This window comes from Saccharibacillus sacchari (assembly GCF_037722395.1).
GTDB classification, from domain to species: domain Bacteria; phylum Bacillota; class Bacilli; order Paenibacillales; family Paenibacillaceae; genus Saccharibacillus; species Saccharibacillus sacchari_A.
In genome coordinates, this window is the sequence record NZ_JBBKAR010000056.1 from 338003 (window position 1) to 363878 (window position 25876).

The 25876-nt window shown below is 55.2% G+C and carries 16 protein-coding genes; 15 read left to right on the top strand and 1 reads right to left on the bottom strand.

Annotated features, from left to right (window positions below; translation table 11 throughout):
* The first annotated feature begins 14 nt into the window (after positions 1-14).
* Together WKI47_RS22875 and WKI47_RS22880 are read left to right on the top strand one after the other, a co-directional pair.
* Positions 15-2027 carry a VWA domain-containing protein gene (locus WKI47_RS22875; RefSeq protein WP_340229492.1) on the top strand — a complete coding sequence of 671 codons (2013 nt, stop codon included), beginning with the start codon at positions 15-17 and terminating at the stop codon, positions 2025-2027.
* Positions 2011-5178 carry a VWA domain-containing protein gene (locus WKI47_RS22880; protein ID WP_340229493.1) on the top strand — a complete coding sequence of 1056 codons (3168 nt, stop codon included), beginning with the start codon at positions 2011-2013 and terminating at the stop codon, positions 5176-5178. Before WKI47_RS22875 ends, WKI47_RS22880 begins: the two co-directional genes overlap by 17 nt.
* Before the next feature lie 150 nt (positions 5179-5328).
* Here the strand turns inward: WKI47_RS22880 and WKI47_RS22885 are convergent, their stop codons facing one another.
* Positions 5329-5541, bottom strand: coding sequence for a hypothetical protein (locus WKI47_RS22885; RefSeq protein ID WP_037283436.1), 213 nt, complete (start codon positions 5539-5541; stop codon positions 5329-5331).
* Between the two features lie 287 nt (positions 5542-5828).
* Between WKI47_RS22885 and WKI47_RS22890 the strand changes: the two genes are divergently transcribed.
* From WKI47_RS22890 to WKI47_RS22950, 13 genes are all read left to right on the top strand, one after another.
* Positions 5829-6635 (top strand): alpha/beta hydrolase, encoded by an 807-nt coding sequence (locus tag WKI47_RS22890; RefSeq protein WP_340229494.1) that lies wholly within the window; start codon positions 5829-5831, stop codon positions 6633-6635.
* A gap of 487 nt (positions 6636-7122) precedes the next feature.
* Positions 7123-8133: a LacI family DNA-binding transcriptional regulator gene (locus tag WKI47_RS22895; RefSeq protein WP_340229495.1), complete on the top strand. Its 1011-nt coding sequence runs from the start codon at positions 7123-7125 to the stop codon at positions 8131-8133.
* Positions 8134-8391: 258 nt separating this feature from the next.
* Positions 8392-9279: an ABC transporter permease gene (locus tag WKI47_RS22900; RefSeq protein ID WP_340229716.1), complete on the top strand. Its 888-nt coding sequence runs from the start codon at positions 8392-8394 to the stop codon at positions 9277-9279.
* Between the two features lie 19 nt (positions 9280-9298).
* Positions 9299-10207, top strand: coding sequence for a carbohydrate ABC transporter permease (locus WKI47_RS22905; RefSeq protein WP_340229496.1), 909 nt, complete (start codon positions 9299-9301; stop codon positions 10205-10207).
* A 71-nt stretch (positions 10208-10278) separates the two neighbouring features.
* On the top strand, positions 10279-11886 hold the full coding sequence (locus WKI47_RS22910; RefSeq protein WP_340229497.1) for an ABC transporter substrate-binding protein: 1608 nt from the start codon (positions 10279-10281) through the stop codon (positions 11884-11886).
* Between the two features lie 422 nt (positions 11887-12308).
* A complete protein-coding gene (locus WKI47_RS22915; protein ID WP_340229498.1) occupies positions 12309-14471 on the top strand; it encodes a glycoside hydrolase family 3 N-terminal domain-containing protein in 2163 nt (720 codons plus the stop codon).
* A 23-nt stretch (positions 14472-14494) separates the two neighbouring features.
* Positions 14495-17848, top strand: a complete 3354-nt coding sequence (locus tag WKI47_RS22920; protein WP_340229499.1) for a GH36-type glycosyl hydrolase domain-containing protein — start codon at positions 14495-14497, stop codon at positions 17846-17848.
* Between the two features lie 99 nt (positions 17849-17947).
* The gene (locus WKI47_RS22925; RefSeq protein WP_340229500.1) at positions 17948-18937 is read left to right on the top strand and encodes a LacI family DNA-binding transcriptional regulator; all 990 of its coding nucleotides are present in this window, start codon (positions 17948-17950) and stop codon (positions 18935-18937) included.
* A gap of 125 nt (positions 18938-19062) precedes the next feature.
* Positions 19063-20529 carry a carboxylesterase/lipase family protein gene (locus WKI47_RS22930; protein WP_340229501.1) on the top strand — a complete coding sequence of 489 codons (1467 nt, stop codon included), beginning with the start codon at positions 19063-19065 and terminating at the stop codon, positions 20527-20529.
* 163 nt (positions 20530-20692) lie between these two features.
* A complete protein-coding gene (gene tkt, locus WKI47_RS22935; protein WP_340229502.1) occupies positions 20693-22711 on the top strand; it encodes a transketolase in 2019 nt (672 codons plus the stop codon).
* Positions 22712-22971: 260 nt separating this feature from the next.
* Positions 22972-24327, top strand: coding sequence for a glucose-6-phosphate isomerase (locus WKI47_RS22940; protein ID WP_037283405.1), 1356 nt, complete (start codon positions 22972-22974; stop codon positions 24325-24327).
* A gap of 202 nt (positions 24328-24529) precedes the next feature.
* Positions 24530-25162 (top strand): YigZ family protein, encoded by a 633-nt coding sequence (locus WKI47_RS22945; RefSeq protein ID WP_340229717.1) that lies wholly within the window; start codon positions 24530-24532, stop codon positions 25160-25162.
* 5 nt (positions 25163-25167) lie between these two features.
* Complete coding sequence (locus WKI47_RS22950) at positions 25168-25773, top strand: TetR/AcrR family transcriptional regulator (RefSeq protein WP_340229503.1); 606 nt, start codon at positions 25168-25170, stop codon at positions 25771-25773.
* Positions 25774-25876 lie beyond the last annotated feature (103 nt).

Consider the following 25876-nt stretch of genomic DNA (forward strand, 5'->3'; position numbering starts at 1 on the left):
AGGAGGTGCGAACGATGGGAATCGGTTCGTGGGCAGGACTGTGGTTTGCACTCGGCATTCCGTTGATCTTGATGATGTATTTGCTGAAACGGAAGTTTATCGACACCCCGGTGCCCAGTCATTTGTTATGGAGAAGGGTGCTGGAAAATACAGAAGCGAATCGTCCCTGGCAAAAGCTGCGCAATCGATTATTGATGTGGTTGCAGATTCTGGCTGCGGCTTTGCTCGCTTTTGCGCTGATGCGTCCTTTTTTGTGGACAGATGCGGGGACGGGTGGGACTCTAGTCGTGGTGGCTGACGTGTCGGCGAGCATGAGCGCCATATATGCTTCGGAACCGGGCGATAGCGAAACGGCGGTTGCGCCGACGCGATTGGATATACTCAAAAGCGAGATTTTAGCCGATACCCGGCAAGCGGACGGAGATCTGACCCTGATTCGTATGGGAGGCAGTCCGCAGGTTGTCGCTTCGGCCGCGGATGATCAGGCTTCGTGGAACCGTGCCGTGGAGGAATTGGAACCCGACTACGCGCGTACTTCTTATCGCGAAGCGATTTCTTTGGCGTCGGCGGTAGCGGAAGGTCAGCAGGATGCACGGATTATCGTGTATACGGACGGGCAATGGAGCGAACGCGTAGAGGATTTGCCCGTATCCGTGCCGGTCGAAGTACGCCGGATCGGCGGAGAACGTTATCGCAATGCGTCGATCGAACAGTTCGGTACAGACGGCAACCGGGCAGTCGGCGTGGTCGCGAACACCGGAAATTCGGTGCTGGAAGTCGGCGTCGAATTATCGGGTGACGGACGGGCGCAAGGCAAGGAGACGCTGGCTCTTCAGCCGGGCGAGCGCCAGACGGTGACGTTCGACCGTGCGGAAGCCGCGGAGGTTTATCGGCTCAGCCTGGCAGGACTTTCGGATGATTATGCGGCCGACGACGATGCTTTTGCTTTCCCGGAAAGCGGGGGCGCCGTGAAGGTGCTGTTGTTATCCGACGGCAATCTGTTTTTGGAAAAGGCGCTTCGTTTGTCTGGGGCGGAAGTGACCCGGCTTGATCTGTCAGGCAACGCGCCGACAGCGGATACCGAAGCTTCGGATACGGAAGAGGGTGCCGGAAAAACGGAAAGTACGGCGCCGCCTCTTCCGGAAGAACAGCCGGATATCGTTGTGGTTGAAGGAGAACTGCCCGCTTCTTTGCGAAGCGGCACCTGGGGACAATGGCTCGGCAACGCTGCGCGTTGGACCATTGGCGGAAAAGAAGAAGCCGGACAGCCCGGTAATCGGCGGGTAGAGTTAACGGCCCATCCCATCACCCGTTATTTGTCTTTGACCGAACCTTATTTCGGGCCGTTGACGGAAGGCAGGCCAGCCGGACTGCAAACGCTGCTGAGTATCGGCGGGCGTCCTGCGATCGCGGCAGGTACGGAAAACGGTCAGCGTGCGCTCTGGTTCGGATTCAATCTGCAAAGCGGGGATTTACCGTTGAACAGCGAGTTCCCGGTGCTGGTGAGCAATGCGACAACCTGGTTATCCGGTGGCCGCGGAGGCGGGCTGGGCAGAGCAATTTCGGGGGCTGTCGTCGAAGTGCCGATTGCAACCGGAGCAGAATCGGCGCTATGGCGTCCGCTGCAAGGGGCTGCTTTTGAGAAGAACGGCGGAGCAACGCAGGCCGTCAACGGAAATCCGACGTCCGGTTCGGGCGAACATGCGGGTCTTGCTTCTTCGCAGGTTGCGCCGAGCGTTCCGGGGTTGTATGCCTTTGAACAAAGCGGCAACGGATTGGAAGAGGCGCCCGTTTATCTGCTTGACGTTCGGGCGGATGCTTCGGAATCGACTGCACCAACAGCAGAAAATCCGGTATTCGGCGCTATGGCGGCAACAGGTACAACAGGCGTATCGGACGACATGGCTCCAAATACGGCTAACGGAGATCATCGGAGCCGACTGCCGCTCACGATCCCGCTGGCTGCGCTGATTATCGCTATCATGTTGACGGAATGGGGGGTGTACCGACGTGGGCGTTCAATTTGAGCATCCCTGGCTGTTAGTGCTGCTTATTCCGTTGGCTGTTTTCGCGGTCTTCGCTTTTCGGGGACCGTCCCGAGTCTCCATGCTCCGGCATCGAATAGCCGCTTCGCTGCGCACACTCGCTCTGTTACTGCTTGTCTTGCTGCTCGCGGGCGTTCAACTTTACACGGTGCAGCGGCAGCATCAAGTGGTGTATGCCGTCGACCGTTCTTCAAGCGCGGACGCCAACGAGAAGGATCGGGAATGGATTGCTTCTTCGCTGGCCAATAAAGATCAGGGCGACGATTATGCAATGATCTCATTCGGGCGAGAAGCTTCGGCCGAGCAGACTTTGAGCAGCGAAGCCGCGCTGGGCGGACTGGACGCGGCGGTCGATCCGGATTATACCAACGTCCAACGAGCGCTTCAATTGGCTTCGGGGATGCTGGGAGCGGGAGATCCGCGCATCGTGCTGATCAGTGACGGCGATGAAAATATCGGGAATATGCTGGAAACGGGACGGCTGCTCAAAAATCGCGGAATCACGGTAGACGTATTGGAAAAGCAAACCGATACGGAGCGGGATGCCGCGATCGATTCATTGTCTTTGCCGGGGAAATTATATCTGGGCGAAGCTTTTACCGTCGAAGCGACATTGCGGAGCACGTTCTCGGGCACGGGAGAAATCCGTTTATACGAAGACAATGTCGAAATAGGCTCGCAAACGGTACGCGTCGAGCGGGGAGAAAGCAGCGTGCTGCTGCAAGGACTTGCCAAAAGCGCGGGCTTGCACCGTTACCGGGCGGAACTCAGCTTGACGGGCGACGGGCAATCCGCCAACAACGCGGCGTTTGCGTTTACCCGCGTATCCGGCAATCCTTCTGTTCTGGTGGTCGAGGGCAAACCGGATACGTCGGCCAATATCGCCAACGCGTTGAATGCCGGCTTGATCGACACGACGGTGATCGCGCCCGGACAGCTTCCTGTACAATTGGCCGACTATGCGCAATACGATAGCATTTTGTTCAATAATGTATCGGGCGACTCGTTGGGACAATCCAAAATGGACGCGATCGAAACGGCGGTTCGCAGCTACGGGATCGGCTTTATGATGAGCGGCGGCGACCAAAGTTTCGGGCTCGGCGGATACTTCGATACGCCGATCGAGCAGGCTCTGCCTGTGTCGATGGAACTGGAAGGCAAGCGCGAAATTCCCGAGCTGGGCTTGATTTTGGTGATCGATCGTTCGGGCAGTATGAGCGGCAGCAAGATCGAATTGGCTAAAGAAGCGGCGATGCGCACGGTCGAGCTGATGCGGGCGAAAGATACGGTCGGTGTCGTCGCGTTCGACGATGCGCCGTGGTGGGTCGTCGAGCCGCAAAAGCTGACGGATAAGGAAGCGGTGCTGGAACAGATTCAGTCGATCCCGAGCGGCGGAGGAACGAACATCTATCCGGCTATGGCTTCCGCTGCGGAATACATGAAAGAAATCGATGCACAGCGTAAACATATTATTTTGCTGACGGACGGACAGTCTGCCGGAGGCGGAAGTTATGAGCAACTGCTGTCTGATCTGGGCGAGGAAAACGTAACCGTATCGAGCGTAGCGGTGGGTTCCGATGCGGATCGCGGATTGCTGCAACGCGTGGCGGATTTGGGAAAAGGACGTTTCTACGATGTGCAGGACGAGACGACGCTGCCCGCAATCTTCAGCCGCGAAGCTGTTCTGCTCGCCCGGACTTACGTGGTTGACAAACCGTTCACGCCCGCCGTAGCGGATGCGGGAGAATGGGCGTCGCTGTTTGCGGAGGGCGTGCCGCAAATCAATGGGTATATTGCCACAAGCGCCAAGCCTTCCGCGCAGACCGCATTGGTTAGCCCGGAACCGGACCCGTTGCTTGTCAGATGGCAATACGGTTCGGGACGCAGCGTAGCCTGGACCAGCGACTTGACAGGCGAATGGTCGGGGCAATGGGTTTCTTGGGATCAATTCGCCAATGTGCTGACGCAAACGGTCAAGTGGACGTTCCCGCAGTTCAGTGCTTCGCCTTACCGGATCGAAACGTCGCTTGCCGAAGGCGGAACCGAACTGGTGGTGACAGCTTCGCAGGAACAATCCTCGCCGCTGCCGGACGAACTGATCGCCTCAATAGGAGGAGACGGCGGCGAACAGGCTGAGCCCGTGACGCTGGTGCAAACTTCGCCGGGGCGTTATACGGGCATGCTTCCGGCCAGTGAGCCGGGCGCGTATCTGCTCAATCTGTCGCCGTCGGACGGAAGTGATCAGAACGGCGGGAATTCGGGGAACGAACCGGATACGGGAAAGAGTTCCGAATCCGGGGAACCGTCAGGAACAGGCGGGGAAGATTCCGGAGCGTCGTCTTCCGCTTCGGCCTCGACCGGAACCGGACTGGTTATTCCGTATTCACCGGAATACCGAATCTCTTCCGCTTCGGACGAAGGGGAGGCTCGTCTGACCGAGCTTGCCGATCTGACAGGCGGACGCGTGCTGTCCTGGGAAGATCCGGCGGCCGTTTATGCGCAGCCGGCCGCTCCGCATAAACAAATGCGGGATTGGACCTCGCTCTTGCTGGCCGTCGTGTTGGCCTTGTGGATCGCGGACATTGCGATCCGCCGCCTGGCCGTCCCTTGGGGACGGGTTGCCGCATTTTTGGCGGCACCGTTCGCGGCGGCCGGCCGGCGGGGCTCCGGCGCCGCGTCAGGCGAAGCCGCTCCCGCGGAAGAAGGCGCGCTCGCGCGCCTGTCCGCCGCCAAGCGGCGCAGCGCGAACTTCCGCGGCGGCGAGAAAGTCGCCGCCGAGGGCTCCGCCGCGCCTGCGCAGGGCGCGGCGGACCGGCCCGCAGAGCGGCCGGGCAAGACTCCCCGCGCCGCAGGCGGGGAGTCCGGGCCCGCGGCGGAGGGAGGCATCGCCTCCGCCGTGGACCGTGTCCGCGCGGAGCGCGGAAGCGGCGGCGACGCGAAGCCGCCTGAGCGTCCCGCCGCCAGCGGGACGCAGGGCGCGCGCGAAGCCGCGCCAAAAGCCGCGGGCGAAGCCTCCCGCGGCGCAAGCACGCCCGGCCCGGCGAAGCCGCCGGGCGAGCCTTCCCCGCCGACAGAGTCCGGCGGCAGCGCCATGGAGCGACTGCTGGCCGCGAAGAAGCGCGGCGGAAAATAAAACCTCCGTCAGCGACTTTGCTTTTTTCTTGAAAAGGTTCAAAACAAAAAAACGTCTTTCGAAAATCTGCCGATCCGGCGATTTCGAAAGGCGTTTTTCATCTCCGTAACCGTTTACGTCTTACGTAAAACAAGCGCTTCTACCTACCTATTACCTGCGTAATTCAAAAAATTCGCAAGCCTGTCGATCGTAATAATCCAGATCGCTAACACTGGATTGAATCGCCACCATAGAAGCTTCGAAGCGAACGATCAATCCGCCTGAATTAATCATTTCATCATCCCGGAACACACGGACCGTTCGTTCCTGATCCATCGCTTCCTGAAAATCCAGCTCCGTATCGAGCCTGCGATTGCTGGCCATGCAATCCCTCCTTATCTACACCTGTTCGGTTTATGCAGCATCGGCATTATTGTAACACAGACCCCGACACAAGGGTTCCCGCAGACACTTCAATCCGATGAATAATGTCAAAAGGCAATATGTATAAGCCAAAATCGAAACCGTATTCGTTTTTTTGCGAAATGACTATACCTCTTTTGTTGAAAGCGTATAATATAACGAGTAGCCAAACAGGTAAGGCCGAGTTTCAGACTGGGCTTGACCATTCGGTTTGGGAGTTTGTCAGCGACTTTTAGGAGGATGAAATCATGAATCCCGTAATTTTATGGCCGGAAGGTGCGCCGAATGCGTTGGGCACCACCGATGAAGATGTACCTGCGATTTTTCCTTACCTTGTGGAAGGAGACACTAACGCGGCCGTGATCGTGTGTCCGGGCGGCGGCTACGAGTTCCGCGCTGACCATGAAGGAGAACCGATCGCGTTGTGGTTGAACACGCTGGGGATTTCGGCTTTCGTTATTCGCTACCGGGTAGCCCCTTACCGTTATCCAAGCGCGCTATCCGATGTGCAACGTGCCGTGCGCACCGTTCGTCATCGCGCTGCGGAATTCGGCGTCGATCCTGCAAAAATCGGAGTGCTGGGCTTTTCGGCCGGCGGGCATTTGGCTTCGACTGCGGGGACTTTGTATGATGCGGGCTTGCCAGGGGCGGAAGATGAGATCGAGCGCCAGTCCAGCCGTCCGGATCTGCTGATGCTTTGTTATCCGGTGATCACGCTGCAAGAACCGTATACGCATGCTGGATCGCGGATTGCTTTGCTTGGAGCCGAGGCTACCGCGCAGGAGATCGAATCGCTGTCCAGCGAGCGCAACGTAACCGGCGATACGCCACCGACTTTCTTGTGGCACACGTCTGAAGATGGTCTTGTTCCGCCGGAAAACAGTCTATTGTTTGCTTCCGCGCTGGGACGTGTCGGCGTACCGTTTGACCTGCATGTCTATTCGTTGGGCGGGCACGGTATGGGCATGGCCGATGGAGACGAGCATGTTCGACGCTGGACGGATGAATGCGCTTCGTGGTTGAAACTGAACGCTTTTTCCCGATCGTCTTTCTGATGTTCGAGACACCGGGATTCAGATTTTGAAAGCCGGAGCAGCGATGCTGCCTTCGGCTTTTTTTGCGTAACCTGATTCATCAAAATTGCAATGGGTGAATAGGGAAGTGAAAAGGAGGTGGAAACGTTTCCTATGAGAGAAGTGAAAAAATCAATTTGAATGTTTTCGATAGTATCCCAAATGGCAAAAAGTTAAAATGGAACCGTTTACTATCTTGAAAATTTCGGGTATCGCGATGCTTTCTATGGATAAGGCTGGAAGCGGTTCAAAGAAAGCGGTTTTTCAATTTAAAAAATCATGGAAACGGTGTTGACACTTCGAATATTCGGGTTTATGATGTGTATCGAAACGATTCGAAGGCTTGAGAAAACGCTTCCTGCATGATGGGAAACGTTTCCCATAGAACTCGACGAATTTTAGAACCAGCTCGGCTTTTACCTTGATTTTCAAGTGGCCGACTGACAACCGAGGTGAAGTGGCGAACGAGATGAACATTAAGGATATTGCAAAAATTTCCGGAGTGGGCATATCGACGGTATCGAGAGTGCTCAACAATAGCGGAGTCGTCAGCGATACTACCCGTGCCAAGGTTCTGTCCGTTGTGAAGCAGTACAATTACGTGCCGAACAGCAATGCGCGCAACTTGAAAAAGACTCAGTCGAATACGATCGCTTTGATGGTCAAAGGCATCTCCAATCCTTTTTTCGCCAACATGATCAAAGAAGTGGAACGTCAGGTGCACCTAAGAGGTTGCCCGCTGATGATTCAACAGGTCGAAGACGGAGTCGACGAGATTGCCGCGGCGATGCAGCTGATCCGGGAAAAAAATCTGTACGGCGTCATCTTTATGGGCGGCACGTACGATCACTCCGAAGAAGAGTTCAATCAGCTGGGCGTTCCTTTTGTACTGACCACGATCACGACGATGAAGGATGTCGATCCAGCCGCGTTTTCCAGCGTATCGATCGACGATGTGCAGAGTGCTTACAAAGCGACAAGCTATCTGATCTCGCTGGGGCACCGCAACATTTGTTTTTTGGCCCGGTTCCCTTTTATGGCGAACACGATCGGCAGCCGCCGGTTATTGGGTTATAAGAAAGCGCTTGAAGAGCACGGAATCGAATACGATCCGGCTCTCGTCGAAGATTGTGAGTACGCACCGAGTTTCGGCTTCGCGGCTGCCAAGCGTCTGCTAAGCAAAAACATGGGTGTAACGGCGATGTTCGCAGCATCCGACGCCATTGCGATCGGTGCGGCCAAAGCCGTGTTGTCCTCGGGACTGTCGATTCCGGGCGATGTATCCATCGTCGGCTTCGACGGCATCGAGATGGCGGAGTATTATCACCCGTCGCTCGATACGATCAGCCAGCCGGGCGTCGAAATGGCCCACGTCAGCGTCGAGATTTTATTCGATCTGATCGCGGGAGAGACGGCGAACCGACACGTGGTATTCGAATCCATGCTCGTCAAGCGAGGGTCCAGCCGCAAAGTCACGTGAAGCGGAGACCGGCTGAAGCCAAAAGCGAAACGTTTGGGGCGGACCAAGAAGTAAACGCTTGCTGAAACCGTTCACGCAACGGGATCGGCCGGCATTCCCGCGTTAATCGAAACGTTTCGCCCGCTAGCGATCCAGCCGTTTTGTCAACAGCAAGATAAAGACTCAAGTAGAGTGAGGAGATGCCGTGTGAAACCCGCAACAATAACCCCGGGTTCGTCCAAAGGGGAAGAATCGAAATTCAAGCGATTGTTCGTTGAAATGTGGAAGTACAGAATGACTTACACGCTGCTGATTCCGGGCTTGATCTGGTTGATTTTGTTTGCTTACATGCCGATGGGCGGATTGTCGCTGGCATTCAAACATTACCGGGCCAACGACGGAATTTGGGGCAGCGAATGGATCGGGATGGAAAACTTCACGTACCTGTTCCGCGACCCGGCTTTCGCCGCGGCGGTATGGCGGACGCTGTACGTCAATATCATCAAACTGTTCATTACGTTCCCGTTCCCGATCCTGCTCGCGCTGCTGCTGAACGAGCTGCGGATGCGCCGTTACAAAAAGGTGCTGCAAACCGCGTATACGTTCCCGCACTTCCTATCCTGGATCATCGTGTCGGGTATCATCATCAACGTGCTCGCTTACGACGGTTTCGTCAACAGTTTGCTGGGGCTGCTCGGGTTGCCGACGATCAACTTCCTCGGTTCCGAACAAAACTTCTATCCGATGATCATCCTGACGGATATCTGGAAATCGACCGGTTGGGGCGCGATCGTGTTCCTGGCCGCGATCTCGGGGATCGATCAGGAACAATACGAAGCGGCACAGATCGACGGCGCGACGCGGTTGCAACAAATGTTCCGGGTCACGCTTCCGAATATCATGCCGACGGTCACGATCATGTTCATCTTGTCGGTCGGCGGCCTGATGTCGTCCGGTTTCGACCAGATTTTCAACTTGGCGAACGCCGCAACGCAAAATGTATCGCAGGTACTCGACGTGTACATCTATCGGATTACGTTCCAGTCTTCCAGCGACTTCGGGTTCTCGTCGGCAGTCAGCTTGTTCCGTTCCCTCGTGAACATGGCGTTGCTGCTGCTTGCTGACCGGGCGGCGAAATGGATGGGCGGAGACGGTCTGTTCCGATAAGAGAGGAGAAGTAAGCCTTATGAGCACTTTGGCGAGAAAAAAGAAAAAAGCCAACTTCGGCACGAGCCGAATGACGGCACTCGATATTTTGATCTTCATTGTCCTGACGCTGGGCGCGTTGGCGATCCTGATTCCGTTCTGGAACGTCATCATGATCTCGTTCGCGACGCAAAGGGAATACGCGGAAAACCCGTTGTTGATGTGGCCGAAAGAACCGACGCTCAGTTCTTACAAAGCGCTGTTCGCGGATGGAAGCATCGGCAGCGGTTACTGGAACACACTTAAGCTGATGGCCGCAGGGCTTCCGCTCAGCATGTTCCTTACCGTGAGCATGGCTTACGGGTTGAGCCGTCCGAAATTCCCGGGTAAAAAACCGATTTTCTTTCTGGTATTGTTCACGATGATCTTCAACGGCGGTATCGTGCCGTTGTACCTGGTGATGAAAGACCTGCATTTGACGGGGTCGCTCTGGGCGGTCATTTTGTCCGGAAGTTTCAGCGTTTTCAATATGATCCTTATGATGAACTACTTCCAGGGGCTGCCGGAATCGCTGATGGAATCGGCGAGACTCGACGGTGCCGGGGAATGGAGAATCCTGCTGTCCGTGGTGCTTCCGCTGGCTGCTCCGATCATGGCAACCATCGCGTTGTTCTACGGGGTCGCGTTCTGGAACAGCTGGTACGACGCGATGGTGTTCTTGCGCAAAGCCGATCAGCTTCCGCTGCAAAACGTGCTGCGGGCGATCATCGTCGAATCGCAAACCAACGCCTCCAACGCGACAAGCGTAGGGCAAGGCACCGCGCAATCGTTCTCGACGGGCATGAAAATGGCGGCGGTATTCGTTACCATGGTTCCGATTATGGCGTTTTTCCCGCTGCTGCAAAAGCACTTCGCAAAAGGGGTATTGACAGGGGCTATCAAGACCTGATGCACCAATACATGCTGTACAAGGGGTAAACAAAGGGTCTAAAAATCCTAACGAAAAAATGGGGGTAAAACATGAAAGCGAACAAAATGTTTTCGGCAAAAACACTTCTCCTGCTCGCGTTGTCCCTGGTCATGATTCTCGTGACCGCCTGCTCCAAAGGTTCGGAATCGGCAACAGGAACCGCGGACGAGAAAAACGAGGACGGTACGTACACAAACAACTTGACCATCTCGTATGCCGGCATCACCGACATCTCCAAAGCGAACCTGCAAGACAAGTTCCACAAAACATTCAGCGACAAATTCAATATCACTTGGGATTACAACTACGTGGACTGGGATTCCTGGGGCGAAAAGCTTCGCCTGTGGATCAACTCCGGCGACCTGCCCGACTTCGCGAGTTGGAACTACGTGAACGGCGACGCCATGAACTATATCGACCAGGGTCTGTTCTACAAATTCCCGGACGATTGGAAAGAACGTTGGCCGAACGCCGCCAAAGCCTACGAATCGACAGGCCTGGGCGAGCGTCTCGAAGAAAAAGTCGGCGGTACTTACGTTCTGCCTAGACCGGTTTACTTCCAAAACAAACCGGCCGATCCGCTGCTGAACCAAATCGGCGTTATCGCGATCCGCAAAGACTGGGCGGAAAAAGTCGGTTTCGAGCTGAAAGACGCTTATACCGTTACCGAACTGATGGAATTCGCGAAACTGATCAAAGAACAAGATCCGGGCAAAGTGGGCAACCAACTGATCCCGATGTCGTTCAACGCAGGCGATATCCTGACCGGATTCGTGATGTCGAACAATGCGCATGCCCGCGTCGAATCGGCCTTCTACAAAGGCGAAGACGGCAAATATCACTGGGGTCCTGCGGACGAGTCCACGCTGACAGGCCTGAAACTGGCTCAACAAGCGTACAAAGAAGGTCTGCTTGATCCTGAATTCTACACTTGGAAAAACAGCGAAGGCGGCGACGCGTTCAAAGTAACGGGAACTTCCGCAATCGCGGGTCTGGGCGGTCTGGCTTCGTACAGACAAGACATGGACACAGCGATGAAAAAGAACCTGAACCTGAACAGCTCCGACGTCGTGCACGAAGCGCTGATCGTCGGCGAAGACGGCAAATACCGCAACCTGGAGCAAGTCAACTTCTGGTCGTCCATCGTGTTCTCGCCGAACGTTTCTCAAGAAAAGTTCGAGCGCATCATGGACATGATCGACTACTCCGTTACCGAAGACGCTCAGAAATTCCTGAACCTCGGCTTCGAAGGCGAAGACTGGAAAGAAGAAAACGGCGAATTGGCCAGCCTGCTGCCGGAAGGCACGACGCTGGAAGACAAATACCCGGGCCGCTTCGAAGGTCTGTACGTACTGGGCGACGACTTCAGCGTAATCAACCCTGCGATCAAAAAAGAATTCCGCGACCGTTCGGTTGAACTGTACAAAGAAAAAGCTTCCCTGAGCACCGAAGGCGGCGCGATGGCTACGTACGATTGGGACTTCCAACTGTACACGTCCAAAGCCAAAGACCAAGCCAACTTCACGTACGAAACCGAATACGCGAACCTGATCCTGCAAGACGGCGACCTCGAAACCAACTGGAAAAAATGGGTGGAAAGCAAACAATCCATCGTTCAACCGGTTATCGACGAGCTGAACAACGAATTCGCGAAGTAATGACTTTGCGTCGGACACGGACCGGCTTCGATTCGTCGAGCCGATCCTGCCCGCGTGCAAGCTTCGATGTTTGAAAAGTCCGAAATGTGCAATACCCGGGTCCGGACGGCACCTCGCCTATAGGCCCGGCTGCTTTTCTTACCCGGTGCGCGCGGAGTTTCCGCACGAACCGGGTTTTCTCTTCTTCGTGTTCTTGAGATAAGTCTTCTACGATGAGGAATTTGCATAATTAACGTACTTCCCGTTTTTCGAAGAAAAAACAGAAGCACGTACCGGTTTTAAGCTGGATTGAATCAAATAAACCACCAATTGTGCAAAATCCTGAAAAATGGAGAAACCCACTCATCACCATTTTCAAAAATGTTTGTTTTCATACCGTTCAATAAAAAACGTTAAATTTCACTACGCTTGGAGGACTCGACATGGACAATCAGCAGCTTCTTGACCTGATTGGCAAGATGACGCTTGAAGAGAAAGTCGCTCAACTCGTCCAGCTCGCAGCTCCTTTTTATGAAGGAGCAGGCGACGAGGGCCAAATCACCGGACCGATGCAGGCGATGGGAATCACCGACTCCATGATCGCAAACAGCGGTTCGATTCTTGGCTATGCCGGCGCGGAAGGCGCCATTGCCGTGCAGGACGCTCATATGAAAAAAAATCCGCACGGCATTCCGCTTTTGTTCATGGCGGATATTGTGCACGGATTCAAAACGATCTTCCCGGTACCGCTGGCGATCGGCTGTTCCTGGGACACCGACCTGGCGCAAAAAAGCGCCGAAATCGCCGCGCGCGAAGCAGCCGTTTCCGGGATTCACGTTACTTTTGCGCCGATGGTCGATCTGGTGCGCGATCCCCGCTGGGGACGCGTGATGGAATCGACAGGCGAAGATCCTTACTTAAACAGCCTGTTCGCGCGAGCGTTCGTGCGCGGGCTGCAAGGGGAAGATTTGATGGAAGAAATCGAGCGCGTCGCGGCCTGCGTAAAGCATTTCGCCGCTTACGGCGCTTCGGAAGCCGGCCGCGACTACAACACGGTCGATCTGTCCGAACGCCAACTGCGCGAATATTACTTACCGGCCTACAAAGCCGCGCTCGACGAAGGCTGCGAGATGGTCATGACGTCGTTCAACACGATCGACGGCATCCCGGCCAGCGGCAACGAGAAATTGATGCGGAATCTGCTGCGCGACGAATGGAACTTCGACGGCGTGCTGATCTCCGACTGGGGCGCCGTGAAAGAACTGATTCCGCACGGCGTGGCCGAAGATGAGCGCGAAGCTGCTTATAAAGCGATTCGCGCCGGCGTCGATATCGAGATGATGACGGCTTGCTACGTGCACGAACTGCCGGAACTCGTTCGCGGCGGCAGCGTGGACGAAACGTTGGTCGACGAATCGGTGCTGCGCATCCTGCAATTGAAGCAAAAACTGGGCTTGTTCGATAACCCGCATCGCGGCACGAATCCACAGCGCGAAGCGGAAGTGGTGTTCAGCCGAGAGCACCGCGAAGCGGCTTACGAATTGGCGACCCGCTCGACCGTTTTGTTGAAAAACGACGGCATTCTGCCTCTGCAAGCGGAAGCCAAAGTCGCTCTGATCGGACCGTTCGCCCAAAGCGGCGATATTCTCGGCCCGTGGTCGTGGAGCGGTTCGACGGAAGACGCCGTGAAGCTGGACTTCGCCTTGATCGAGCGGCTGGGCGATACGAACGTAAGCGTCGCGGTCGGCTGCGGCATCGAGGAAGGAACGGAAGAACAACTGCGCCTTGCCGTAGAAACGGCGGCTCAAGCGGATATCGTCGTGCTGGCGCTGGGCGAAGCTTCCGAGATGAGCGGCGAAGCCGGCTGCCGGACGGATATCCGGTTGCCGCAGATCCAACTGGAGCTGATCGCGCGTATCGCGGAGCTGGACAAGCCGACCGTGGCCGTGCTGTTCAACGGCCGCCCGCTCGATCTGCACGGCGTGTACGACAAAGTCGGCGCCGTAGTCGAAGCCTGGTATCCGGGCAGCGAAGGCGGGGCCGCAGTCGCGGATATTCTCGTCGGCGCAGTCAATCCGTCGGCACGGCTCACCATGTCGTTCCCGCATTCCGTCGGACAGGTTCCGGTGTATTACAACCATTTCAATACCGGACGCCCGCAGGGAGCAGCCGACGCGCAAGTTCGTTACGTCTCGCAATATCTGGACGCTCCGAACGAACCGCTGCTGCCGTTCGGTTACGGACTGTCGTACACCGCTTTTGCCTATGACGGACTCAAGCTTTCCTCCGGTCAGATGACAGAGAAGTCCCCGCTTGCGATCTCCGTGAACGTGACGAATACCGGTGAGCGCGCAGGCGTCGAGACGGTTCAACTGTATGTCCGAGACGTATCCGGCGAGGTGGTACGTCCGGTATGCGAGTTAAAAGGTTTCGTCAGATTGGAGCTTGCTCCGGGCGAACGCGGAACGGCAGTGTTCACTTTAAATGAAGAACAACTGCGCTATCACCATGCAGACCTCAGTTTTAAAAGCGACCCGGGCCGTTTTGAAGTTTTTGTCGGCCGTAACAGTCAGGATACGTTAAATGATTCTTTCATCTTAAATTGATCAACTTAGGAGTGAACGCATTTATGGCGACTATCGCAAACACGAACTCGAAATTCAACGTTCAGGCAGGAAGCTTGAACTTTACCTTCTGGCCGAGCGGCGATCTGTATCAGGCACTCGGCGGCAAAACGATGCTGAACCAACTGCTGTCTTCCCCGCTGGACGGCTCGCTCAATAATCTGTTCCTGCGGATTCACCGCGAATCGGGCATAGCCTTTTACCCGCTGCTCGGCATCCATTCAACCAGCAAAGTCAGCCAAAACGGCAAACGCGTTGTATGGGAAGGCGAAGCAGGCGGGGTGGCCTACACGGTAACGTTTGCCGTAACCGAACAGGATGTCTGGTTCTGGGACGTGCAAACGCGCGGCGAAGGTGTCGATATCGACATCGTATACGGCCAAGACGTGGGCGACGCCGATCCGGGTGCAGTGCGCAGCAACGAGGCGTACCTGTCGCAATACATCGACCATGCCGTTTTCCAAGACGAGCACAAAGGCTATATCGTATGCTCCCGCCAGAACCAACCGCAAGGCGGCGCGTTCCCGTATATGCAGCAAGGTTCGCTTACGCGCGCAACCGGATATTCGACGGACGGCTTCCAGTTCTTCGGCAAATCCTACAAAGAAACGAACGTGCCGGAAGCTTTGACGCACGGCCAGCTTGCGAACGAAGTCTACCAATACGAGTTCGCCTACACGGCTCTTCAATCGGAATTGGTTCCGCTGAGCGGCGAAGAGCGTTTCGTGTTCTACGGTTTGTACCGTGCGGATCATCCGGCAGCGATTACCGAAATCGAGTTCACGCAGGATGTCCAGGCGGCTTGGGACGCTTACGATGCGGAAGAAGTCGGCGAGCTGCGTCCACTGCCGTCCGTATCGTTCCGATCGACCATCGGCGAGCCGCTGCAAACGCTGGATCTGGCCGACGAAGAGATCGAAACCCTTTTCCCGAACCGCTATGAAGAAGAACGCGAGAACGGCAAGCTGCTGGCTTTCTTCACGGATACGTACGAACATGTCGTTTTAAAAGAAAAAGAACGTCTCGTCGAGCGCCCTCACGGCCATATCCTGATGAGCGGCGGCAACGTGGAGTTTGGCGTGCCCGTCCTCGCGTCGACCGCGTATATGTACGGCATTTTCAACTCGCAGCTTGTGCTGGGCAACACCAACTTCAACAAGATGATGAGTAACGCGCGCAATGCGCTCAACGTGCCGAAAACGGCGGGACAGCGCATTTATATCGAAATCGACGGTCAGTACCGCTTGCTCACGCTGCCTTCGTTGTTCGAGATCGGTTTCAACTATGCGCGCTGGACGTACAAAACGGACAGCGACACGATCTTCGTGACGACTTCGACGACCGTGGACAGCCCTGAAGTCCGTCTGCATGTGGTGTCGAAAAGCGGCCAAGCCTACCGTTACCTGGTGACGACGCAGATCACGATGAACGTCAACGAATACGAATTCCCGCTGCATATGACCGAAGAAAATGGCAAACTGACGTTTACCGCGGATTCGGCTTCGCTGAGCGCAAGCGCTTATCCAAACCTGGCTTACGTGATGGGCGTCGAAGGCGCGGACGTATCGGTCAGCGACGAATCGGCGATCGCGGAGGGCGTAAACTCGGGCGATGCTTCCCTGGTGGCATTGACGCTCGCATCGAGCACGGAGTGGACGCTGACGATTCAGGGATTGCTCGACGGCACGGCGATTGCTCCGGTCAAACGTTCCCTGGACGAAGAAATCGCGGCTTACCGAGACTTTTACCGGAACGTGATGAACGGCTTCCGTTTGTCCAAAGACGGCGACGCAACGCACGAAGACCTGTTCAAAGTCAACGCGCTCGCTTGGTGGTACACGCATAACATGCTCGTTCACTACTCGTCCCCGCACGGATTGGAGCAGTACGGCGGCGCGGCGTGGGGAACGCGCGACGTCTGCCAGGGACCGGTGGAATACTTTATGGCGACGCAAAAATACGGGCAGGTCAAAGACATTCTCAAAACCGTTTATTCGCACCAATACGAAGACGACGGCGCTTGGCCGCAGTGGTTCATGTTCGATAAATACTTTGCGATCCAGCAAGAGGAAAGCCACGGCGATATTATCGTTTGGCCGTTGAAAGTATTGGGCGATTATCTGAAAACGACGCGCGACTTCGGGATTTTGGAAGAAAAAGTCCCGTATACGGTCAAGCATCAATTCGGTTTTACCGAAGATACGCACACCGTTCTCGACCATGCCAAAAAAGAAATCGAGTATATCAAAACCAACTTCCTGCACGATACGTTCCTGTCTTCGTACGGCGACGGCGATTGGGACGATACGCTGCAACCGGCCAACGCGCAGCTCAAGCAGTACATGGTGAGCAGCTGGACGGTCGCGCTGACGTACCAGACGGTTAACGTGTTGTCGGGAGCGCTCAAAGACGCCGATTCCGCGTTCGCGGAAGAACTGGCGGCTATGGCCGAAGGCATTAAAGCCGACTTCAACCGGTACATGCTGAACACGGACGTCATTCCGGGCTTCGTTTATATGGAAGAAGCCGATCAACCGAAACCGATGCTGCATCCGAGCGACGACGAAACGGGCATCAACTACCGCCTGCTGCCGATGACGCGCAGCATGATCGGGGAACTGTTGACGCCTGAGCAGGCCAAGTCGCACTATGAGCTGATTAAGCGCGAATTCTTCTGCCCGGACGGCGTGCGTCTGATGAACCGCCCTGCGCAGTACGCAGGCGGCGTCAGCACCCATTTCAAACGTGCCGAGCAAGCTTCGAACTTCGGCCGCGAGATCGGTCTGCAATACGTGCACGCCCATATCCGCTACGTGGAAGCGATGGCGAAGCTGGGTCTGGCCGACGAGACATGGAACGGGCTTGCCATCATCAATCCGGTCGGAATCCGCGATGTGGTGCCTAATGCGGAACTGCGTCAAAGCAACTCGTATTTCAGCAGCTCGGACGGCAAATTCAATAACCGTTACGACGCGCAAGAGCGGTTCGGCGAGTTGAAAAACGGAGAGGTTGCGGTCAAGGGCGGATGGAGAATCTACTCCAGCGGCCCAGGGATCTACATGAACCAGTTGATCGGCAACGTGCTCGGTATCCGTCAAGACGGCGGCGACCTGATCGTCGATCCGGTTCTTCCGGCATCGCTCGACGGCTTGCACCTGGACTTTAGCTATGACGGAATTCCGGCCACGTTCGTGTTCCGAATCGGCGCAAGCGAATCCGGAGTCGTCAAATTGAACGGTCAACTCATCGGCGAAAAAGCAGGAGACAACCGTTACCGCGAAGGCGGAATTCGGATCGCCCGCACCGAATTTGAAGATTTGTCTGACAAAAATAGCAATAAAATCGAAATTTTCGTATAAAATTCACCAAAAAACACAAGGCGATCTTGACGGATCGCCTTTGTTGTCTGTTAGATGGGTATAAGAACTAAAAGGCAACCAGACAGGGGAGCGAGTGGATTGGTAAGTATCAAGGATATCGCCAAAAAGGCGGGAGTATCGATTTCAACGGTGTCTTACGCGTTAAATGGCAGCAGCAAGGTGACGGAAGAAACCAGTTCGCGCATTTTGGCTATTGCCGAGGAGCTGAATTACGTGCCGAATGCTGCGGCACGTACGCTGAAGAAGCGAGAATCCCGCATCATCGGCGTGTTCCTGACCGATTTCCGAGGCGACGTTTACGGCGATCTGTTGGACGGCGTCAAGGATGTGCTGAATCAGCAGGGTTACGATCTTATCGTCTGTAGCGGCGTCCAGTCGCATCGGATGCTGCCCGAGCGGATGATCGACGGGGCGATCATTCTCGATTCGGGTTTCGACAGCGAAGAAATTTTGCGTTACGCGGATCGCGGGCATCGCATCGTCGTGCTGGATCGCGAATTGATTCATCCGAATATCAACAGGGTGCTGCTGGATAACCGGTCCGGCGCGGCGGCGGCCATGAACCATTTGCTGGAGCAAGGCCACCGGAAGCTCTACGTGGTCACGGGCCCGGAAGATTCGTACGATTCCAATCAGCGTTTGGCCGTGGTGCGTCAGATCGCGGCGGAACACCCGGACGTGGAATTGACGGAGATCGCCAGCAATTTCGAGAAAAAAGGCGGTGCCGTAGCCGCGCGGCGGATCATCGATGAGTATAGTGAGCCGGTCGCGGTATTTTGCCTGAACGACGAAATGGCGGTCGGTATCTGCAACGTGCTGAGCGAGACGGAACTCAAAGTCGGCGAGCATGTTCACGTGATCGGGTTCGATAACATCGAGCTGACCAAATACTTGCAGCCCCGATTGGCGACCGTCGATTATTCCCGCGCCAAGTGGGGAGCCGCGGCCGCCGAACATTTGCTGCGCATTTTGGCCGGGGACCCGATCGACCACGAACTGATGCAAATTAAGCTGATCGAGGGCGGTTCGGTAGGACGGTCCAACGATTCGGTTAGAAGCCTTCCTTAACCGGGAAGGCTTTTTTCCTTTTCCGCAACCCTTGTCGAATATTTGAACCGACGGTCCTGCCTATGTTTAAATGAACATGTAAAGTTCAACAATCAATCGTTCATTGCGGAAAGGCAGGAGAGACGATGGAAAATAAAATCGTACAGATTACACAAGGTCATATTCAGGGGATTTCGGCAAACGGGATCGTTTCCTGGAAAGGCATTCCGTATGCCAAGCCGCCTGTCGGCGAATGGCGTTTTCAGGCGCCGCAGCCGCCGGAAGGTTGGGAAGGCGTCCGAGAAGCGTTTGCGTTCGGGCCGATTTGCCCGCAAGCCAAACCGGACGAAATGTTTTCTTTCGGCGCCGAAGCTCCGGTCATGTCCGAAGACTGCCTGTATTTGAACGTATGGGCGCCCGAACAGATCGAACACCCGCTGCCGGTCATGGTCTGGATTCACGGCGGGGCTTTTATGGCCGGTTCTTCCAATATTCCGCTCTACGACGGCACGCAGATGGCATTGCGCGGAGACTGCGTTATCGTCACGATCAATTATCGGTTGGGGCCGCTCGGGTTCTTGCATCTTTCGCCTCTCGGCGAAGGCTTCGATTCCAATCCCGGTTTGTCCGATCAGGTGCTTGCCCTGGAATGGGTACAGCGCAATATTGCCGCTTTCGGCGGCGATCCGGACAATGTAACCGTTTTCGGCGAATCGGCCGGTTCGATGAGCATCGCTTCGCTGCTCGCGATGCCTGCGGCAAAAGGGCTGTTCCACCGCGCCGCGATGCAAAGCGGAGGCGCCCAATCGCTGCCGGCTATACAGGCCGAAAGCATTGCCGCCGCTTATTTGCGCCGGCTCGGCGTGGACGGCGGCAATCTGGAAAAGCTCAAAGCGTTTCCGGCGGAAATGCTGTTGTCTGCCGCAGCCGGATTGCAAACGGAAAACGAAGAATTTCCGGCTATGCCGTTCCAGCCGGTCGTTGAACCCGCGACGCTGCCGATTGAACCTCTTCAAGCGATATCGGAAGGCAACGCCGCTAATATCGCGCTGATTATCGGCACGAACCGCGAAGAAGGGGCCATGTTTTTCCGCGACGAATCGCAGCGGTTGGAACCGGACGAACTTGCCCGTACGCTGCGGGCGATCACGGGTTTGGACGACGTGGAGAATTGGATCGGACAGTATCCGGCGGACATCGAAGGTCAGGCCGCTTTGATGACCGATCTTTATTTTTGGCGTTCGGCGTTGAAGCTCGCGGAAGCGCAAAGCGCCCACGCGCCGGTATGGATGTATCGCTTTGACTGGAGTCTGCCCGGTCATCCGTTTTTCGGCAAAGCGGCGCATGCCGCCGAAATTCCGTTCGTGTTCGGCAACTTGGTGCTGCTGCCCCGCATGGGCGTCAGAGTCGAACCGTCCATGCAGAATCTGGCCGACGCGATGCGCGGAGCCTGGCAATCGTTCGCTGTGACCGGAGATCCTTCTACGGCCCTGTTGCCATGGGCGGCCTATGATACGGACGAGCGAACCACGATGATTTTCGGAACGGCCATTTTGCCCGAGCATGATCCGGAACGCGAGAAAAGGGAAACTTTGTTCGGTGGCGAATCATAATCCGCGTACGCGGGTAAAGGTGCAGGGGAGAAGGAATCCATGAATTCGCAGCTTTGTTTCGAATCCTATGGAAATGAATGTTTCAAAATGATATACTGGAGCACAGGAGTCTTCACAATCCGTTTTCGGTAAAGCCGGAAACGACCGAGGAGGATATTAGAACATGGCTAACAATATCAAAATCGACGATCTGTCGATTGCAACCGTACGTACCCTTTCGATCGACGCGATCGAGAAAGCAAATTCCGGTCACCCGGGCATGCCGATGGGATCGGCACCGATGGGCTACCAACTTTTCGCCAAAACAATGAACCACAACCCGTCGAACCCGACTTGGGTTAACCGGGATCGCTTCGTGCTGTCCGCGGGTCACGGTTCGATGCTGCTGTACAGCCTGCTGCATCTGTCGGGCTATGATCTTCCGATGGAAGAAATCAAGCAGTTCCGTCAATGGGGAAGCAAAACGCCGGGTCACCCGGAATTCGGCCACACCGCTGGTGTCGACGCAACGACTGGCCCGCTGGGTCAAGGCGTAGCGATGGCAGTAGGTATGGCGATTGCTGAAGCCCACACTGCCTCGGTATACAACAAAGGCGACTATAAACTGATCGACCACTATACGTATGCCATTTGCGGCGACGGCGACCTGATGGAAGGCGTTTCCCACGAAGCGGCTTCGATGGCTGGCCATATGCAACTCGGCAAGCTGGTCATGCTGTATGATTCCAACGACATCACGCTGGACGGTGAAGCTTCCCTGTCGTTCTCCGAAAGCGTGCAGAAGCGCTTTGAAGGTTACGGCTGGCAAGTGCTGCGCGTCGAAGACGGCAACGATCTGGACGCGATTGCCAAAGCAATCGAAGCAGCGAAGCTCGACACCGGACGCCCGACGCTGATCGAAGTGAAAACGATCATCGGCTACGGCAGCCCGAACAAACAAGGCAAAGGCGGCCACGCCGGTCCTCACGGTTCCCCGCTGGGTTCCGACGAAGTCAAGCTGACCAAAGAATTCTACGAATGGGTTCATGAAGAAAACTTCTTCGTGCCGGACGAAGTCCGCGAACATTTCGCTAAAGTGAAAGAAAAAGGCGAGCTGACGAACAAAATCTGGGATGAACAATTCGAGAAATTCCAAAACGAAAATCCGGAATTGGCTGCTCAATTCCTGAACGCTTTCAATAGCGACCTTCCGGTAAGCTGGGACAAAGACCTGCCGAAATACACGACTGCCGACAAAGATCTGTCGACTCGCGTAGCTTCCGGTAAAGCACTGAACGGCGTCGTACAAAACGTACCTCAACTGTTCGGCGGATCGGCCGACTTGGAAAGCTCCACGATGACGCACCTGAACGATATCACGGTGTTCACGCCGCAGGACCGCGCAGGACGCAACATCTATTACGGCGTACGCGAATTCGGTATGGCGGGCGCCATGAACGGTATCGCCCTGCATGGCGGGATCAAAGTGTTCGGCGGTACGTTCTTCGTATTCACCGACTACCTGCGTCCAGCCATTCGTCTGGCTTCCCTGATGAAGCTGCCTGTGACTTACGTGCTGACGCACGACAGTATCGCAGTCGGCGAAGACGGTCCTACCCACGAACCAATCGAGCAACTCGCTTCGATCCGTATCATTCCGGGTCTGACGGTTATCCGTCCGGCAGACGGCAACGAGACGTCCGCGGCTTGGGCATACTCGCTGCAAAACAAAGAAAATCCGGTTGCGCTAGTGCTGACTCGTCAAAACCTGCCTATTCTGGAAGGAACGGTCGAAGGTGCATGGGAAGGCGTGGCACGCGGCGCTTATGTCGTATCCGATGCCAAAGACGGCAAACCGGCCGCGCAAATCATCGCGACCGGTTCGGAAGTTCAATTGGCTGTCAAAGCCCAAGCGAAACTTGCCGAAGAAGGTATCGAAGTTCGCGTCATCAGCATGCCGAGCTGGGATCTGTTCGAGAAGCAAGACAAAGCGTATAAGGATTCTGTCCTGCTGCCCGACGTTAAAGTTCGCCTTGCTGTTGAAATGGCTAGCCCATTCGGCTGGGAGCGTTATGTGGGCGACCAAGGCGCGATTCTTGGCATCGACACATTCGGCGCTTCGGCTCCGGGCAACAAAGTGATCGAAGAGTACGGCTTCACGCCGGATAACGTAGCAGCCAAAGTCAAAGCACTGCTTAACTAAATTTCGACTGGGATTTTGAGCTTATTGATCGGCTTTTGCAGCGATGAACAAGCTTTGCCCTGCTTTTATTCGCCCCTGCGGCGTCCAAGCGAAAGTGAGCATCCGGTGATGGACTCCTGCTGGATGACGTCAGGGGTGTTTTTATGTGCAAAGTGTGACCTGTCGCGCTTGTCAGTCCCCGCGAAATCCAGTATGCTGGTTCTGGATGTTTGACATTGCAAGGCGATTCAAGCAGTAAATTCAGAGGAGGCTTTTCCATTATGGCTAAAAACGTTCATTTCGATTACAGCAAAGCGCTCAGTTTCGTCGGGCAGCACGAAGTTGATTACTTCGCAGAGCCGATCAAGCTTGCTCACGAGCAGCTTCACAATAAAACAGGCGTAGGTTCCGATTACCTCGGCTGGATCGATCTTCCGAAAGCCTATGATAAAGAAGAGTTCGCACGCATTAAAAAAGCCGCGGAAAAAATCCAAAGCGACTCCGAAGTGCTGATCGTAATCGGTATCGGCGGTTCGTACCTGGGCGCGCGCGCGGCGATCGAAATGCTGACGAATTCGTTCTACAACGTGCAAGACAAGTCGCAGCGCAAAACGCCGCAAGTCTTTTTCGCGGGCAACAGCATCAGCTCGACGTATCTGGCGCATCTGCTGCAACTGGTAGAAGGCAAAGACTTCTCCGTTAACGTTATTTCCAAGTCCGGCACGACAACGGAACCTGCGATCGCTTTCCGTATCTTCCGCGCCGCTCTGGAGAAAAAATACGGCAAAGAAGAAGCTCGCAAACGCATCTACGCAACGACGGACACCGCTCGCGGCGCTCTGAAAAAGCTTTCGACCGAAGAAGGCTACGAGTCGTTCGTGATTCCGGATGACGTCGGTGGTCGTTATTCCGTGTTGACCGCCGTAGGTTTGCTGCCAATCGCAACGGCTGGCGTAGACATCGACGCGATGATGCAGGGCGCTGCCGACGCGTCGGACGAATTCTCGAACCCGAATGTGGCCGAGAACCAAGCGTATCAATACGCGGCTGTTCGTAACGCTTTGTACCGCAAAGGCAAAGGCACGGAAATCCTGGTCAACTATGAGCCATCGCTGCACTTCGTATCGGAATGGTGGAAACAACTCTTCGGCGAAAGCGAAGGCAAAGACTTCAAGGGCATCTATCCATCCTCCGTTGACTTCTCGACCGATCTGCACTCCATGGGTCAATTTATCCAGGAAGGTAGCCGTAACATCTTCGAGACGGTGATCCAAGTGGAAAACGTATCCGAGCAAATCACGATCGAAGAAGACGCGGACGACCTGGACGGCCTGAACTTCCTCGCAGGCAAAACGATGGACTTCGTCAACAAAAAAGCGTTCCAAGGCACGATGCTGGCGCACACGGACGGCCAAGTACCGAACCTGATCGTCAATATCAAAGACTTCAGCCCGTACACGTTCGGCTACCTGGTCTACTTCTTCGAGAAGGCTTGCGGCATTAGCGGTTACCTGCTGGGCGTCAATCCGTTCGACCAGCCGGGCGTCGAAGCGTACAAGAAAAACATGTTCGCGTTGCTGGGCAAGCCTGGCTTCGAAAAAGAAAAAGCGGAACTGGAATCGCGTCTGTCCGAATAATTCTGCGGAATAATTCTGACATCAATCTTTACGCCAACGTGAATTCCTGTTTTAATAAGAGAATAACCACCGGTTAATTCGCCATACGGCGGGATGACCGGACCAAACAGAAGAAAGCAGTTCACCCGTGTGCATCGCGTCTCTGGCGCGTATGCAAGCGCGGGGAACTGCTTTCTACTATAAGGAAGGTTCGAAAAACTTTATGCTGGAACGTTATCAAACAGTCAGGCACGAGGGGAAGAAAGAAATCGTCATCCGTAAATCGCGGTTTATCGGCCATATTCGCCCTGTCGAGACAGAAGAAGAGGCCATCGCGTTTATCGACGAAATCAAAAAACTTCATCGCGACGCTACCCACAATTGTTCGGCTTACCTGCTCGGCGAGCGTGATGAAATTCAAAGACAGTCCGACGACGGAGAACCAAGCGGAACGGCGGGCAAGCCTATTCTGGAAGTATTGAAGAACCGGGAATTGAAAAACGTAGCCGTGGTCGTCACTCGTTACTTCGGTGGCATCATGCTTGGCGCGGGCGGCCTGATTCGGGCTTATGCGGACGGAGCGGTAGCTGCGGTCGAGGCTGGCGACGAGATCCTTCGGGTGCTGCATACGCAAGTGTTTGTGACGATCGATTATACGTGGCATGGCAAGGTGGAGAACGAGCTGCGCGGGCGAGAAGTTCGCACAGGCGAAACTACGTTTACGGACAAAGTAACGCTGCTCTGTTTGCCTCCGCTTGCGGACACCGATCGTTTTATTTCCTGGATCACCGATCTGACACAAGGGCAAGCCGACATCGTGCAGGGAGATCCGGTTTATTACATCGAAGGGGAATAACGACTATGGCGAGAAGAGCAGTAGAGCAGGAACTGTCGCGTGAGCGAATCCTGGAAGCGGCGAGACACTTGTTCATCACCAAAGGATACCGTGCCATCTCCATGCGCAGTATCGGACAGCATCTCGGTTACAGCCATGGTTCGCTCTACTATCATTTCAAAGAAAAAGCGGAGCTGTTTTACGCCATCGTCATCGAAGATTTCGGCTATTTGTCGAGCTGCCTGAACAGCGTGGTGAACGCGCCGGAGATGGAAGGATTCACGCGCACCGAGCTGTTGCTGCTGGAATTCATTCGCTTCGGGCTGGATCATCCGCATCAGTACGAGATCATGTTCATGACGCGCGACGAAGAGCTGTTGGCTTACTGTCGAAACGAACAGGGCCGATGTCTGGAGTTATTTGCATCCATTGTCCGCGGACATCTGGATCAGGAAGGGCGGCATACCGAAGAGTCATTGAAAAGCATTCCGCTCAGTCTCTTTTTGTCTGCGCACGGTTTTGTCTCTTACTACATTCAAGAAAAAGCTTCATTCGACGAAATCCGTCCGGCAGCTTTGGCGCATGTACGCATTTTGTGCGAAAACCTGCATTTGCCTGCTTCACGGCGCTGAAATAGTGCATAGAGAACGCTTCGATGCGTTGTTGCGCGGAAGTATATTGTGCAGAAGAGTATGTTTTGAAAAAATAAAAAGCCGTTAACGTCCCAGCTTGTTT